This is a genomic window from Nocardioides sp. CFH 31398, assembly GCF_022436705.1.
In the GTDB taxonomy this organism is placed as follows: Bacteria; Actinomycetota; Actinomycetes; order Propionibacteriales; family Nocardioidaceae; genus Nocardioides.
This window is the reverse complement of sequence record NZ_JAKUHT010000008.1, coordinates 83,802-97,390: the sequence shown is the minus strand read 5'-3', so window position 1 is coordinate 97,390 and position 13,589 is coordinate 83,802. Positions and strand designations below refer to the sequence as shown.

The 13,589-nt window shown below is 74.0% G+C and carries 14 protein-coding genes; 8 read left to right on the top strand and 6 right to left on the bottom strand.

What is annotated here, in order from left to right; all coding sequences use genetic code 11:
* Nucleotides 1-37 precede the first annotated feature (37 nt).
* Nucleotides 38-1,480, bottom strand: coding sequence for an endonuclease/exonuclease/phosphatase family protein (locus MJ876_RS08060; RefSeq protein ID WP_240235749.1), 1,443 nt, complete (start codon nucleotides 1,478-1,480; stop codon nucleotides 38-40).
* Nucleotides 1,481-1,701: 221 nt separating this feature from the next.
* On the opposite strand from MJ876_RS08060, the gene MJ876_RS08055 reads away from it, so the two are divergent.
* The gene (locus MJ876_RS08055) at nucleotides 1,702-2,811 is read left to right on the top strand and encodes a glycosyltransferase family 2 protein (protein ID WP_240235748.1); all 1,110 of its coding nucleotides are present in this window, start codon (nucleotides 1,702-1,704) and stop codon (nucleotides 2,809-2,811) included.
* Nucleotides 2,812-2,846: 35 nt separating this feature from the next.
* On the opposite strand, the gene MJ876_RS08050 is transcribed toward MJ876_RS08055, so the two are convergent.
* From MJ876_RS08050 to MJ876_RS08035, 4 genes are read right to left on the bottom strand one after another with little or no spacing between them, the layout of a single operon-like run.
* Nucleotides 2,847-3,974, bottom strand: a complete 1,128-nt coding sequence (locus tag MJ876_RS08050) for a hypothetical protein (RefSeq protein WP_240235747.1) — start codon at nucleotides 3,972-3,974, stop codon at nucleotides 2,847-2,849.
* Nucleotides 3,975-4,199, bottom strand: coding sequence for a DUF6752 domain-containing protein (locus MJ876_RS08045; RefSeq protein WP_240235746.1), 225 nt, complete (start codon nucleotides 4,197-4,199; stop codon nucleotides 3,975-3,977).
* A 1-nt stretch (nucleotide 4,200) separates the two neighbouring features.
* Nucleotides 4,201-5,748, bottom strand: a complete 1,548-nt coding sequence (locus tag MJ876_RS08040; RefSeq protein ID WP_240235745.1) for a hypothetical protein — start codon at nucleotides 5,746-5,748, stop codon at nucleotides 4,201-4,203.
* Between the two features lie 10 nt (nucleotides 5,749-5,758).
* Nucleotides 5,759-7,066, bottom strand: a complete 1,308-nt coding sequence (locus MJ876_RS08035) for a phospholipase D-like domain-containing protein (RefSeq protein WP_240235744.1) — start codon at nucleotides 7,064-7,066, stop codon at nucleotides 5,759-5,761.
* Nucleotides 7,067-7,278: 212 nt separating this feature from the next.
* On the opposite strand from MJ876_RS08035, the gene MJ876_RS08030 reads away from it, so the two are divergent.
* The 5 genes from MJ876_RS08030 to MJ876_RS08010 all read left to right on the top strand — a co-directional run bounded on the left by MJ876_RS08030 (nucleotide 7,279) and on the right by MJ876_RS08010 (nucleotide 11,403).
* Nucleotides 7,279-8,565 carry a magnesium transporter MgtE N-terminal domain-containing protein gene (locus tag MJ876_RS08030; RefSeq protein WP_240235743.1) on the top strand — a complete coding sequence of 429 codons (1,287 nt, stop codon included), beginning with the start codon at nucleotides 7,279-7,281 and terminating at the stop codon, nucleotides 8,563-8,565.
* A gap of 46 nt (nucleotides 8,566-8,611) precedes the next feature.
* Nucleotides 8,612-9,172, top strand: coding sequence for a DUF1003 domain-containing protein (locus tag MJ876_RS08025; RefSeq protein ID WP_240235742.1), 561 nt, complete (start codon nucleotides 8,612-8,614; stop codon nucleotides 9,170-9,172).
* An 81-nt stretch (nucleotides 9,173-9,253) separates the two neighbouring features.
* On the top strand, nucleotides 9,254-10,408 hold the full coding sequence (locus MJ876_RS08020) for an Mrp/NBP35 family ATP-binding protein (RefSeq protein WP_240235741.1): 1,155 nt from the start codon (nucleotides 9,254-9,256) through the stop codon (nucleotides 10,406-10,408).
* A 4-nt stretch (nucleotides 10,409-10,412) separates the two neighbouring features.
* A complete protein-coding gene (locus tag MJ876_RS08015; RefSeq protein ID WP_240235740.1) occupies nucleotides 10,413-10,748 on the top strand; it encodes a sec-independent translocase in 336 nt (111 codons plus the stop codon).
* Nucleotides 10,749-10,806: 58 nt separating this feature from the next.
* Nucleotides 10,807-11,403 (top strand): hypothetical protein, encoded by a 597-nt coding sequence (locus MJ876_RS08010; protein ID WP_240235739.1) that lies wholly within the window; start codon nucleotides 10,807-10,809, stop codon nucleotides 11,401-11,403.
* A 148-nt stretch (nucleotides 11,404-11,551) separates the two neighbouring features.
* On the opposite strand, the gene MJ876_RS08005 is transcribed toward MJ876_RS08010, so the two are convergent.
* A complete protein-coding gene (locus MJ876_RS08005; protein WP_240235738.1) occupies nucleotides 11,552-12,103 on the bottom strand; it encodes a hypothetical protein in 552 nt (183 codons plus the stop codon).
* Nucleotides 12,104-12,213: 110 nt separating this feature from the next.
* Here MJ876_RS08005 and MJ876_RS21615 point away from each other — a divergent pair, with 110 nt between their 5' ends.
* A complete protein-coding gene (locus MJ876_RS21615; RefSeq protein ID WP_275694643.1) occupies nucleotides 12,214-13,080 on the top strand; it encodes a LysM peptidoglycan-binding domain-containing protein in 867 nt (288 codons plus the stop codon).
* Nucleotides 13,077-13,571, top strand: coding sequence for an Rv3235 family protein (locus MJ876_RS07995; protein ID WP_240235737.1), 495 nt, complete (start codon nucleotides 13,077-13,079; stop codon nucleotides 13,569-13,571). Before MJ876_RS21615 ends, MJ876_RS07995 begins: the two co-directional genes overlap by 4 nt.
* Nucleotides 13,572-13,589 lie beyond the last annotated feature (18 nt).

Genomic DNA, 13,589 nt, shown 5'->3' with positions numbered 1-13,589 from the left:
GCCTCGTCCCCTTCCTCGCTGCTGTCGTGCCTGGCGGCTAGCGCGCCCTCCAGCTGCGGGTGAAGGCCTCCGCGGTCGAGCGGACCGTCGCCTGGTCCCGGTTGATCGAGACCACCGTGCGGTACTCGCGGACCACCGTATCCAAGCGCCGCGTGGTGGTCACCCGCACCCGCGGGACCGTGTCCGGCGAGGTGACGACCAGCAGCGACTTGGCCTCGCCGCGCAGCGACTGCTTGCAGGCGTCGCCGCACTGGCGCACGGCCCCGGACTTCTCGGACTCCAGGATGCCCTTGAGCCGGTTCTCCACCGCGGTGAGCCGCGCCGAGCGGGTCAGCAGGCGGACCCACACGCCCCGCGCCTGGGCGCGCCGGATGGCCGCGCCCACCGCCGTGAGGGTGAGACCGGTGGTCGCGACCTCCACGACCCCGCCCGGGCGGGCGGCGTCGATGCGCTCGACGAACTTGTCGACGACCACGCGCCGGGCGGCGGCGTCGCCGTTCGGGTCGCTCTGCAGGTGGGTGCCGCCGGGGTTGCCGCCGGGGTCGCCGCCGGGGTCGCCGGGGTTCTCGCCGGGCGGGTCGGACGGCGGGGGCTCGTTGCCGGAGCCGCCGCCGGCCACGTCGAACTGCGCGACGACGGCGTCGTGGTCGGACCGCAGCTCGACCGGGAAGTGCCGCCGCGCGGTGAGGTAACCCTGCTCGCCGCGGACGAAGAGGTAGTCGATCGTCGCGCCGCGGTGGTCGCCGGTCGGGAAGTGGTTGCCGAGGATCTCGTACGTCGGGCGCATCCCGGCGCCCGCGAACACGTCCCCGGTGTAGGCGCTGGCCCGGTAGTGCATGTTGAAGTCGCCGCCGACGATGACCGGGCCGCTCCTCCCGAGGTCGGTGACCAGGTTCGCGATCCGCTTCGCCGTCGCGCGGCGCAGGTCGGGCATGCCCTTCGTGGCCGGGGGCACGTGGGCCGAGACCAGGGAGAGCCGCCTGTCGGCCTGGCGGTCGGTCAGCGTCACCCAGTTGGCGTAGCGCATGCCGAGGCGGGTCTTCTTGCCCGGCGGGCGCGGCTTGTAGTTGGAGATCTGCCGGGTGCCCTTGTCGACGACCGAGAAGCGCGACGTGCGCCAGGCGACCGGGGACGCACCCGTGTACTGCCCGGGCGTGCGCCACACCTCGTAGCCGTCGGGGGCGAGGAACATGTCGTAGCGGAACGCGACCTCGTTGAAGGTGATCAGGTCGGGGTCCTGCGCGAACACCGTGCGGGCGTCCTTCTGGAAGCCGTCGGCGGACTGCGGGGACTGCAGGTTCGCCTGGACGACGGTGAGGTCGGCGTCCGACCGCTTCGCCTTCGCCCGGTCCCCGGCCGTGCTGACCGCGCCCGCGGACGAGGCCCCCGGGGCGGCGACCGCCGTCGGGACCGTCGCGGCCACGAGCAGGCCGAGCGCGAGCAGGGGGCCGGCGACGAGCCGGTGGGGGGACAGCAGCATGGGGGTCTCTCCACGGGGAAGCGGGGGCGGGCAGAGAACATCACACCAGCAACATCCGTCACATGCGTACTCATCTGTCGAAGTACGACGCTGTAATTCGTCCGAGGCCTCCCAAGCGTGCGACGGCCCTGCCCCCGCGGCCCCGCCGCGGACCTGACCTACGATGCGGTGACCGTTCCCGCCGGTGCGGACGCCGTCGCCACACAGGAGGACGCTGCGCAGTGATCGCGACCGTCACCACCATGTTCGCGCCCCTCGAGGCCGCCCGGTGGTTCGTGTCCGCCAACCTCGAGGCCGGCGTCGACCACATGGTCGTCGTCCTCGACCTGCCGGACGAGGCCGACCAGCCCGAGGTGGCCGCGGAGCTCGACGCCCTGGAGAACGTCACGTGCCTGCGCGGCGACCGCGAGTGGTGGCGCGGCAAGCGACCCGGGCGGCTCAACGTCCGCCAGCGGATGAACGCCAACGCCGTGCTGGACGCCGTCGGCGAGGGCGGGCAGGTGGACTGGCTGTTCCACATCGACAGCGACGAGGTGGTGCGGATCGCCCCCGGCGCGCTCGACGAGGTGGACGCCGCGAAGCAGGCGGTCCGCCTGCTGCCCTCCGAGGCGCCGAGCCGACCGGACGCCACCGGCCCCACCCGGTGGTTCAAGCGCCTGCTGTCCGAGGACGAGCTGGCGCTGCTGCACGTGCTCGGCCTGCTCCCCGAGCCGTCGAACCAGGCGTACTTCCACGGCCACGTCCTCGGCAAGTCCGGGGTCCGTCCCGGGTCGGGGCTCGTCCTCACGCTCCACACCGCCGCGCTGCCGAGCGGCGACCTGGTCTCGGCCGACCTCGAGCACGTCTCCCCCGGCCTCTCGCTGCTGCACTTCGACGCCGTCTCCTTCACCGAGTTCGAGCGCAAGTGGCGCGCCCTCACCTCCGCCGGGGTGATCGGCCTGCGGCCCGACCGCAAGCCCATGTTCCGGGCGCTGCGTCACCTCTACGCCGCCGACCTGCCGGAGGAGGTCCGGCGCACGTACCTGCGCGTCGTCTACGACCGGACGACGGCCGACGACGTGGACGCCCTGCGCGACCTCGGACTGCTGGAGCACCACGACGGGCCCGGCTCCCGTGAGGTCACCGGCCCGGTCACCTACCCGGAGCCGACCGTCCGGCTCGACGAGACGACCCGGCGGGCTCTCGACCGCGTCCGGACCGCGGCGAAGCAGCAGTACAACGTGGTGCAGACCGGGGACCAGCCGAAGCACGGACCCGCCGGCGACGGCGGCGACCGACGTCCCAGCGGCGCCGAGAAGGTGCTGGGCCGGATCGCCCGACGCCGGGGCTGACGCGACACCGGGAGCCGACGGCGGGAGTGCCCCGCTCAGCCGCCGCCGGGTCGCGGCAGCCGACCGAGCAGCCGGCGCACCGTCGTCCGCGGGCCGTCGTCCGAACCCGTCGCGCCGGCCTCTGGGGCGGCCCGCCGGGCCTCGGCGACCTCGCCACGCAGCCGGCGCACGTCGTGGAGCATGGCCGCCACGAGGTCGAGCGCGACGTCGGCGACCTCCGTGTCGGTCACGGACGACGGCACGCGGCGGGGCGGCAGGGTGTCGGGCACCAGCAGGTGGGCGGCGTCGCCGTCCACCCGGACGCCACTCGTGGCCAGGTGGTCGACCAGCAGGCTCGCGCGGCGGCGGCACTCGGCGACCTGCTCCTCGGTGGGCCAGAACTTCTCGCCCCCCTGGGTGACCAGCAGCTCGTCGCCGACGTACGAGCGGAGGTAGACGCCCTTGTCGAAGGCCTTCGTGAAGCCGGTCAGCCGCTCGTTCAGGCGGCGCAGGGTCTCGGCCTGCGCGACCCCCATGGAGGAGTTGGGGAAGGCGGCGTCCAGGTCGACCGCCGCGGGGTCCACCCCGAGGAGGCCCGCGAACCGCCGCCAGACGTCGTCCCGGTCGGCGCCGGGGTCCAGGACGACGACGTGCACCCGCTCGGCCGGCACGGCCTGCGCCCAGCGCTCGAGCACGAGCCGCAGGTCGAGCGTGCGCCAGTCCCAGATGGCGGTGCTCCTGGACGACTCGCCGTGGCCGTAGTCGGCCATCGGCGCGGTCGCGCCGTTCTTGAGGCTCTCCTGCCAGCTCGCGGTGAACAGCGACAGCGGGTCGCGGGCGGTGACGACCACCTCGACCTCGGCGGGCGCCAGGTCGGCGACCATCCGTCGAGCCTGGTCGGCGGAGGCCGCGGCGAAGAACTCGTGGCTGATCAGGCCGGTGCCGCTCGAGGACGCGAGCTCGGACGTCACGCGCTCCCAGGCCCGCTGCTGGTGCTCGGGCGCGCGGGTGATCTGCGGGTCCTCGCGCAGCAGCCGGGACGACCAGAGGTGGTCGCGCCGCTGCTCCCCCGGCACGACGACGCCTTGTGCCCGCAGGGCCTCCCGGTTGCTCCAGAGGATGGTCTGCAGGTACGACGTCGCCGACTTCGGCTGGCCGACGTGGACGACGACGCGGCCGACCACCTAGAGGCTCCGGTTGAACTTCTCGATCGCCTCCGCGACCGCCGCCTCGTCGCGCTGGGCCACCGGGATGAGCAGCTCCTGGACGACGTCCGTCAGCTCCGCGGTCCGCTGGTGGTGCTGGCGCAGCAGGTGCAGCTCGCCCTCCAGGCTCGCCACGCGGGCACGGAGGTCGTCGACGCGCTTCTCGAGCTGCTCGGTCGAGGCAGACTTGTTGCGGAACACCACGTCACCACTCTCCCACGACGGAGACGACCTCGCGTCCCTGCCTGGTGCGACGCTCCACCTCCACGTGCCGGGCCCCCGCCTGCCTGAGCTGGTCGCCCAGCTCGTCGACGTCCACGGTCCCGACGATCCAGCTCGGGCCGTCGTCACCCGGGCCGCGGCGGGCGTAGAACTGGGTCACCAGGGCTCCCCCGCCGCGCAGCGCGAGGGCGCAGAACCGGGCCAGGCCCTCGGTGCCGCGGCGGCCGAGGGCGTCGAGCACGTGGTTGGCGACGACGACGCGCGGGCCGGGGCGCCGGACCAGGCGGGCGCCCTCGCCGAGCACGCTGCGCGTGTCGAGGAGGTTCAGCACCCGCTTGTCCAGCGACAGACCCTCCTCGCGGGCGGTGGCGACGGCCTTGTCGGCCGCGAAGTGGACGACGTCGAGCATCTCGACGTCGTGTCCCTTCCGGGCCAGCCACAGGCCGTCGGCGCCGCGCCCCGCACCCACCTCGACGATCGGCCACCCCTCGCGCGAGGCGATCTCGTGGGCGGTCTTGGCGACGCGCGTGGGCGAGTCGCGCAGCGGCCGGTTGCGGGTCAGGGCGTAGGCCCGCACCCACTCCTTGTAGCGGAACCGCTGGCCGCGGAACCACCCGCTCAGCCGGTCCCTGACCTCGTCGGAGGTCTCGAACTTGAAGGCGGGGTCCGGCACGCGCCAGCCCTCGCCGTACGTCGCCTCCAGCAGCGCCTCGGGCCGCGCGGGCGTCGGCACGACGCGGCCGTTCAGGGTCGCCGTCGACAGCGGCCGGATGTCGGCCTCCGCCATCGGCACGCCGATCTCGCCCATCAGGTAGAGCGTGGGCCCGTCGAGGAAGCCGGAGAACACGTCGATGCCCCGGACGTTGCCGTCGAGCTCGGGGAAGAGCACCTTGAAGTTCGCCCCGCTGTAGCGGATGGTCGACATCCCCTGCTCCACGAGCGCGCGCTGCAGGCGGTAGGACTCGATGGTGACGTCGACCGGGTGGCGGGCCGTGCTGACGTAGGCGAGGTCGGCGTCCGAGTCGTGACCCAGGACCCGCCCCTCGCGTACCGCGCCGAGCAGGGTCCCGTACGCGACGAACGGCTCGGCCCCCGCCTTGCGGAGGGCCTCGACGGCCTGCTCGAGGTGGTCGAGGAGCTGCTCGATGTCACTGGGGTCGACCCCCTCGAAGGTGGCGACCAGCCGGCCCGACTTGTCGATCTGGAGCGGGGTGCCCTCGGGGTTGCGGACGACGAGCTCGGCGCCGGAGTCGTCGAAGCGGACCTCGCCGTCCCACAGCTCGGTCTCGGTCTCGTCCGGGGTGAGCGGGGAGCGCAGCACCGTGACCGCCCCGCGACCCTTCAGGTAGCGCCGCAGCACACCGGGCCAGGCGGCGAGGTACTGCCCGTCGCCGACCTCGGTGACGTCACGCGGCACCCAGAAGGACCAGACCCGGGCCCCGGCCACACGGACCTCGAGGAGGGCCTCCTGGCTGCTGGTCAGCCGGAGACCCTCCTCGTCGACGCCGTCGACCCGCACAGCGTCGGTCACGCGTCGTTCCTCAGTCCTGCTCCAGGTTGGCGAAGACGTCGACGCCGTCGACCGGACCGGTGCCGAAGATCAGGCCGTCCGGGGTGACCCGGCCGCTGGTGACGTCGGAGCGGCGGGCGGTCATCTCGCTGGCGGCCGCCCGGTTCGCGCCGCGCAGGCGGTTCATCCAGTAGTCCGCGTGCTCGCGGTAGCGACCGACCATCTCCGGGCGGTTGTAGATCCCGAAGTTCTCGTCGGACTTCGCCGAGTCGTCGGACCAGTTGGCCGCGCCGTTGAGCACCTTGCGGGTGTTGGACTTGCCGCCGGCGTTGCCGATGACCGTCATGGCCTTCATGTGGAAGTACTGGTCGAACTGGCGGTCGCCGTTGGCGTCGCGCACCATGTGGATCAGCGGGACACGGCCGCGGCGCGTGGGCTGGGACAGCATGCGGCCGATGTCGATGCCCATGACCGTGTAGCCCATGCGGATGTCGCAGCCGTTGGCGTACAGCGACTTCACCTTGCGCGCGAGCTTCATGCCGCGGTCACCGCGGACGACGTCCGGGAGGATGCGCAGCTGGGTGCGGCCCGACTTGGTGTTCGACGCGCCCCGGCACCGCACGCTGTTCAGCAGCTGGAGCACCGGGTCGTTCTTGGCCGTCCGCCCGCCCGGGAAGAACGCGAAGCGGTCGGTGCCGAAGGTCTGGCTCGCGTAGGTCGCCCGGACCGGCTTGTCCTTCGACATCTGGTTGAAGATGCGGGTGAAGAACGTGAAGGGGCCCGCGCGGTGCGTGGTGACGATGTCGTTCCACTGGTTGTTCGCAGCGGCCTGCGTCAGGTTGGCCGAGCCCTGGATGACGACGTCCTTGGCGCTGCCCGACTTCGTGAAGAGGTAGAACTTCGCGTGCGCGGCGCCACCGCGGCCACGGCAGGACTGGCTGCAGGAGCGGGCCCAGCTGGTGGGGCGGCTCTTCCAGTTGCCGTTCTTGAGGCCGGTGCGCAGGCGGGTGAAGCTCGGGTTCCCCCGCGCGTTGCCGCGGGCGATGATCACCTGCACGCGGACCTTGCGGCGCTGGGCGGCGAGCAGCGCGTCCGTGGCGGCCGGCGACTCGTAGTTCCACGTCATGATGCGGATGGTCTCGCCGCGCGGCGTGCTGCGGATGGCGCCGAGGATCTTGTTGTTGATCTTCTGACGCTGCGCGGGGCCGCCGAAGGCGCTGTTGAAGGTCGGGCCGGTGCCGGGGCCGCTGGCCGCGGAGGCCGAGACCACCGCGGTGGGCGCGACCAGCGACAGCACCGCCAGGACTGCGGCGGTGAAGGCGGTTCGCCTGATGCTCATAGGTCTGTGACTCCCCTGGATGTCGTGTCCACGCGTCGGCATGTCCACGCGTCGTGCGGTCCCTGGGAGCAGGGTCGAGCGGCTCCGAGACCTCTGGGCGTCCCGACTGTAACCCACGGTCGACGCGCCGCCGGTGTCCACGAGCGGGGCGCGCCCGCGCGTCGTGGGTCGTCGGATCCGCCCGCCCCGGTGCCAGGCGCTAGCGTGGCGCGGTGAGCACCAGCCCCTCCCGCGTGTACGTCGCCCGGCTGGTCGGCCTGCCCGTCTACGACCCCCTGGGCGACCAGGTGGGCAAGGTCCGCGACGTCGTCCTCGCCGTCCGCTCGGCGCAGGCGCAGCCGCGGGTGCTGGGCCTGGTGGCCGAGGTCTTCGGCCGGCGCCGCATCTTCGTGCCGATGACCCGGGTGACCAACATCGACTCCGGGCAGGTCTACACGACGGGGCTGCTCAACCTGCGCCGCTTCGAGCAGCGGCCCACGGAGACGTTGGCGATCGCCCAGGTGCTCGACCGCACGGTGACCCTGCGGGAGTCGGGGGCCACGGCCACAATCTACGACCTGGCCATGGAGCAGGCCCGCAACCGCGACTGGGTCGTGAGCCGCCTCGCCGTGGCCGAGACCGGCAAGGGCCTGCGGCGTCGCGGCCAGTCCCACGTCGTCGAGTGGGGCGAGGTCGACGGTCTCGTGGGCCGCGAGGAGGCGCACGGTGCGACCCACCTGGTCGCGGCGATCAACGAGATGCGGCCCGCCGACGCCGCCTCGATGCTCCACGAGCTGCCCAGCGACCGGCGCAGCGCCGTGGTCGCGGCGATGGACGACGAACGGCTCGCCGACGTCCTCGAGGAGATGCCGGAGGAGGACCAGGTCGAGATCCTCGAGGCGCTGGAGGTGGAGCGGGCCGCCGACGTCCTGGAGGAGATGTCCGCCGACGACGCGGCCGACCTCATCGCCGAGCTGCCCGCCGACACCGGAACGCTGCTCCTGGGCCTCATGGAGCCGGAGGAGGCGGAGGACGTCCGCCGCCTCATGTCGTACGAGGAGGAGACCGCCGGCGCGATGATGACGCCGGAGCCCGTCATCCTCGGCCCCGACGCGACCGTGGCCGACGCGCTCGCCCACGTGCGGCGCCCGGAGCTGACGCCGTCCCTCGCCGCGCTGGTCTACGTGTGCCGCCAGCCCCTCGAGACCCCCACCGGCCGCCTGCTGGGGGTGGCCCACATCCAGCGCCTGCTCCGCGAGCCGCCGTCCAGCCTGGTCGCGGGCGCCCTGGACTCCTCGATGGACCACCTGCACCCCGACGCCCGCATCGAGGAGGTCGCGGCGCACCTCGCGACGTACAACCTGGTCGCGGCGCCCGTGGTCGACGAGGAGGGCCGGCTGCTCGGCGCGGTCACGGTGGACGACCTGCTCGACCACATGCTGCCGCCGAACTGGCGCGACCACGCCCCGCGTCCCGACGTCCCCACCATGTCGGTGCCCCCGCCGACGCGGAGGGCCTGAAATGGCCGAGCGTCCCGGCACGTCCGCACGCCGCGAGGGGTCCCGGATGGACAGCCCGCTGCCCTCCGGCGCGTCCCTGGGGACGCCGATCAGCACCCCGCTGCGCACCCCGCTGGGCGGACGCCTGAGCGCCCGCCGGCGGCTCGGGGCCGGCCGCCGGCGCGACGGCGACTCGTTCGGCGTGTTCGCGGAGTCCTTCGCGCGGTTCATGGGCACGGCCCAGTTCCTGCTCTACATGACCCTCGTGGTGGTCGTGTGGATCGTGTGGAACCGCCTCGCCCCCGACGGGGCCCGCTTCGACGCCTACCCGTTCATCTTCCTCACGCTCATCCTCAGCCTCCAGGCGTCCTACGCCGCGCCGCTGATCCTGCTGGCGCAGAACCGGCAGGAGATGCGCGACAAGGTGATCGCCGAGCAGGACCGCCAGGCGAACGCCCGCGCGCACGCCGACATGGAGTTCCTGGCCCGCGAGGTGGCGTCGTTGCGGATGGCGCTGGGCGAGGTCGCCACCCGCGACTTCGTCCGCTCCGAGCTGCGCTCGCTGCTGGCCGAGCTCGACGACCAGCGCGACGCACGGCGCCGCGGCGACGACCCGGACGAGCCCTAGGTCGCTCCCGGGGGCCGGGCGGAGGCCTCGGGGAGTCCCGGCGTGGGTGATCCGACGGGTCGCGAACTACGCTGGGCCATCATGAGCGCTCCCTCCGCCGACCTGGTCCGCGAGGCACTGGCCACCGTCAACGACCCCGAGATCAAGCGGCCGATCACCGAGCTCGGGATGGTCGACTCCGTCGAGGTCCACGACGACGGGCGGGTCGCCGTCCACGTCCTGCTGACGGTCGCCGGGTGCCCCCTCAAGGACACGATCACCTCCGACGTCACGACCGCCGTCGGCGCCGTCGACGGCGTGAGCGACGTCGACCTCACGCTCGGGGTGATGGACGCCGACCAGCGGGCCGAGCTGAAGAAGACGCTGAACAACGGCCAGGCCCAGCGGGAGATCCCGTTCGCGCAGCCCGGGTCGCTGACCCGCGTGCTGGCGATCGCCAGCGGCAAGGGCGGTGTCGGCAAGTCGTCCGTCACCGTCAACCTCGCCCTGTCGATGGCGCGCGAGGGCATGAAGGTGGGCATCGTCGACGCGGACGTCTACGGGCACTCGGTGCCCGCGATGCTCGGCGTCGCCGACCACCGCCCGACCCAGGTCGACGACCTGATCATGCCGGTGCCGACGGCGTCCGGCGTCTCCGTCATCTCGATCGGCATGCTGAAGCCGCGCCGCGACCAGGTGGTCGCGTGGCGCGGCCCGATGCTCGACCGGGCGCTGGTGCAGATGCTGTCCGACGTCTACTGGGGCGACCTCGACGTGCTGCTCCTCGACCTGCCGCCGGGCACGGGCGACATCGCGATCTCGCTGGGCCAGCACCTGCCGAACGCCGAGGTCGTCGTGGTCACCACGCCGCAGGAGGCGGCGGCCGAGGTCGCCGAGCGCGCCGGGACGATGGCCTCGATGATGCACCAGCGCGTCGTGGGCGTCGTCGAGAACATGTCGTGGCTGCCCTGCCCCCACTGCGGGCCGGAGCACAAGCTCGACGTGTTCGGCTCGGGCGGCGGCGAGCGCGTGACGCGCACGCTGTCCGAGCGGTTCGGCTACGACGTGAAGCTGCTCGGGTCGATCCCGCTGGACCCCTCGCTGCGCGAGGGCGGCGACGTCGGCAAGCCGATCGTCGAGGCCGACCCGACGGCCCCCGCCGCGATCGAGCTGTCCCGGGTGGCCGCCGACCTCGCCGGTCGCGGGCGCGGGCTCGCCGGGATGCAGCTGGGGCTGACCCCCACCGGCCGGGCCTGACGCCGTGTTCGGGATCGGCCTGGCGGAGGCCGTCGTCATCGCGCTCGTCGCGGTGTTCGTCTTCGGGCCCGAGAAGGTGCCCGAGCTCGCCAAGCAGGCCGGGCAGATGCTCCGCCGGCTCCGCACCCTGGCCACCTCGGCCCGCGACGACCTGCGCCGCGAGCTGGGCCCCGAGTACGCCGACCTCGAGCTCCGCGACCTCGACCCGCGCGAGATCGTCCGCAAGCACGTCATCGACGCGATGAACGAGCCCGACGAGCCGGCGCCCTCCCTGAAGAAGCGCCACGCCGACGCCCTCGCGCCCGGCGAGGTCCCGCCGTACGACCTCGAGGCGACCTGAGACCCGTCCCCCGAGGGACCCGTGACAGCACCCCGGTCCGCGTGGTCTGATCGATGAGGTGGGACACACCAACGATCTCCCGACCAGCCGGCCCTCCCGCTGGGGTGCCCGGTCCGGCGCGGTGCTCGCCGCCGTCACGCTCCTCCTCGGCACCGCCCTCTCGGCGACCGCCGCCTCGGCCGAGCGCGGTGTCGTCCCGGACCGGGGCGGCTCCCGGGACGCCCGCGGGGTCGGCGAGGTCTCCTCGGTCCGCGTGGAGCACCGACCCCGCGTCCTGGAGGTGACCCTGCGGTCCGCGCCGCGCACCGACCTGGCGGACTTTTCCTTCGTCTGGACGGACTCCACCCGGCGCGGCGACTCGCCCCAGCGGGTCGCCTACTGGCGGACGATCTACGGCCGCGACCGGGTCGCACGCCTCCTCGACACCCGCCGTCGCGCCATCGTCTCCGAGCAGGACCCGGCGCCACGCTGCTGGGTGGGGCGCGACTACACCGCGAAGGGACCGGACGGCCCCTGGCTGCGGCTGAGCATCCCCACGCGCTGCCTGCCGCCGGGCGAGCGGGTCCGGGTCTCCGTGGCGACGGCGCAGGAGTACGGCTTCAACGACTGGGCCCCCGCCCGCCGCGCCTGGAGCCGCTGGTTCGACCGGGGCTGACCGCCGAGTCGTCACGTCTGCGCACCCCCGGGACCTCGAGTCGTCAGGTCTGCGCACCTGAAGCCGTGGACGACGCCGGCGCCGAGCCGTCGGGTGGTGCTGCGGCTGCGCAGACGTGCCGACTCGACCCTCCGGTCGGGGCTCCGGTTCAGAGCTCCGGCTCGGGGCTCTGGACGGCGGCGAGGCCCTCGAGGGCGAGGAGCACGGGACGGCGGGTGTCGCCCGTGCCCTCGAGGACCTCGACGAAGTCCGCGCCGACGCGCTGCACGACGACCTCGTGACGGCGGCCGTCGCGGGTGTGGACGACGCAGCGTGAGCCGCTGTCCGCGAGGCGGCGCAGGAGCGACGCGACGCTGAGCCGCTGGAGCGGGGACCACGCCGCCTCGGGCACCGCGCGGTCCGACGCGCCGACGACCCGGTGGAGGGCGACGGTGCGGACCACCCAGTCGGCGGACGGCGACCGCAGGAGCAGCCACCCGTCCCCGGTGCGGTCGAGGACGCCGCGCACCGGGCCCACGCCTGCCACGTCGGCCTCGACCTCCCGCCCGACCGACGCGACGAGGCGCGCGGCCAGGGTGACCTCGCGGTACTCGGCGCGACTCCGGTCCTCGAGGTCGACCCGGCGCTCTGCGTCGTACGCGCTCTCCGCCTGCGCCTCGAGGTCCTCGAGGAGGTCGAACAGCTGCTCGTCGCCCGGCACCGCGCCATCGTCGCACGCGCGCCATCCGTTGCCCTGTGGAGACAAAGGTTGACCAGCAGCATCAAAAGACATCAAATGATGCAAACAGAGCCAAACGAAGGGTTTGCGCCATGGTCCCGCTGTCGCCGTCCGCCGGCCCGGCACCCGCCCTGCGGTGCCTGGCCGTCTGGCTCGGGGTCGGCACGGCCGCCGGGGCGCTCGGCACCCTCGTGCTGCCCGAGCTCCTCGCCGCACTCGCTGCCCTGGGGGACGGCTCGTGGCGCACGCGCACCCTCGAGGACCTGCTCGTCTGGATCGCGTCCACCGCCACCGTGGCCGCCCTCGGGTGGCTGTGGACCGTCGCCGGGCTGGTCGCGCTCGACGCCGCGCGGGGCGCACGCGCCGCCCGGGTGCCCGGGTGCCCCGCGTGGTTGCGCCGGGGACTGCTCACGGCCTGCGGCGCGGCGGTGACGGGCAGCCTCGTCGCCGGCATGACGGTGCCGGCCTCCGCCGACCCGCTCCCCCGCCCCGTCCCGGTGGACGGCGGCTCGCTCGCGTCGAACGGGGCCGTCCCGGCGCCGGCCTCCGACGGCCCCGACCTCCACGGCCTCCCGCTGCCGGACCGCCCCCGCTCGGACACCCGACCGGGCGCGCGGGGCCCCCAGGAGCGGACCCGGCCACGCGACGCCCCTCCGGAATCGCCGAGGACCCCGCGGGCGGACGGCCCCACCGACGACGGGGTCCACGTGGTCCGGCCCGGGGAGACCCTGTGGGACCTCGCGGCCGCGCAGCTCCGCGCCCGTCACGGCACCCCCGGCCCCACGGACGCCGAGGTCGACGCCCGCTGGCGCGCGATCTGGGCCGCCAACGCCGACGTCGTCGGGCCCGACCCCGACCTCATCCTGCCCGGGCAGCACCTGCGCTCCCCCGGCGGCGGGACCAGCCGGACCGACCCCACCCAGCCCCACGACCAGCCCGGTGACCAGGAGGAGCCATGACCGACATCCCGACCGTGCAGGGGACGCTCGCCCTCGACCTCGTGCCGCGGCTCGACCCGCCGCCGGCGCCGGAGGCGCCCGCCGGGACCCGGCGCCCGCAGGAGGCCGACGCGGACGTCGTCCCGATCGACCGGCAGCGACGCCGCGAGCTCGAGTCCTGGACCTGGCGCTACGCGCAGTCCGTGGTCGAGGTCGTCGCCGGCGACCGACCGGTCAGCCAGCTGCTGCGCTGGACCACCCCGCCGGTGTACGCCGACCTCGCCCGCCGGGCGCACCTGGTCGCCCGCGCCGGGGGGCACCTGCCCGGCCAGGGCCGACCGCGGCGTGCGGCCGCGCGAGCGCAGGTCCTCGGCGTCCGCACCAGCTTCGTCGGCCGCGACGCCGCGGAGACCAGCATCCACGTCCGCCACGGCGAGCGCTCCCGTGCCATCGCCGCCCGCTTCGAGCTCGTCGGCGGCCGATGGCAGTGCTGCGCGCTCGAGTTCGCCTGAGGCTCAGCCGCGCGAGGC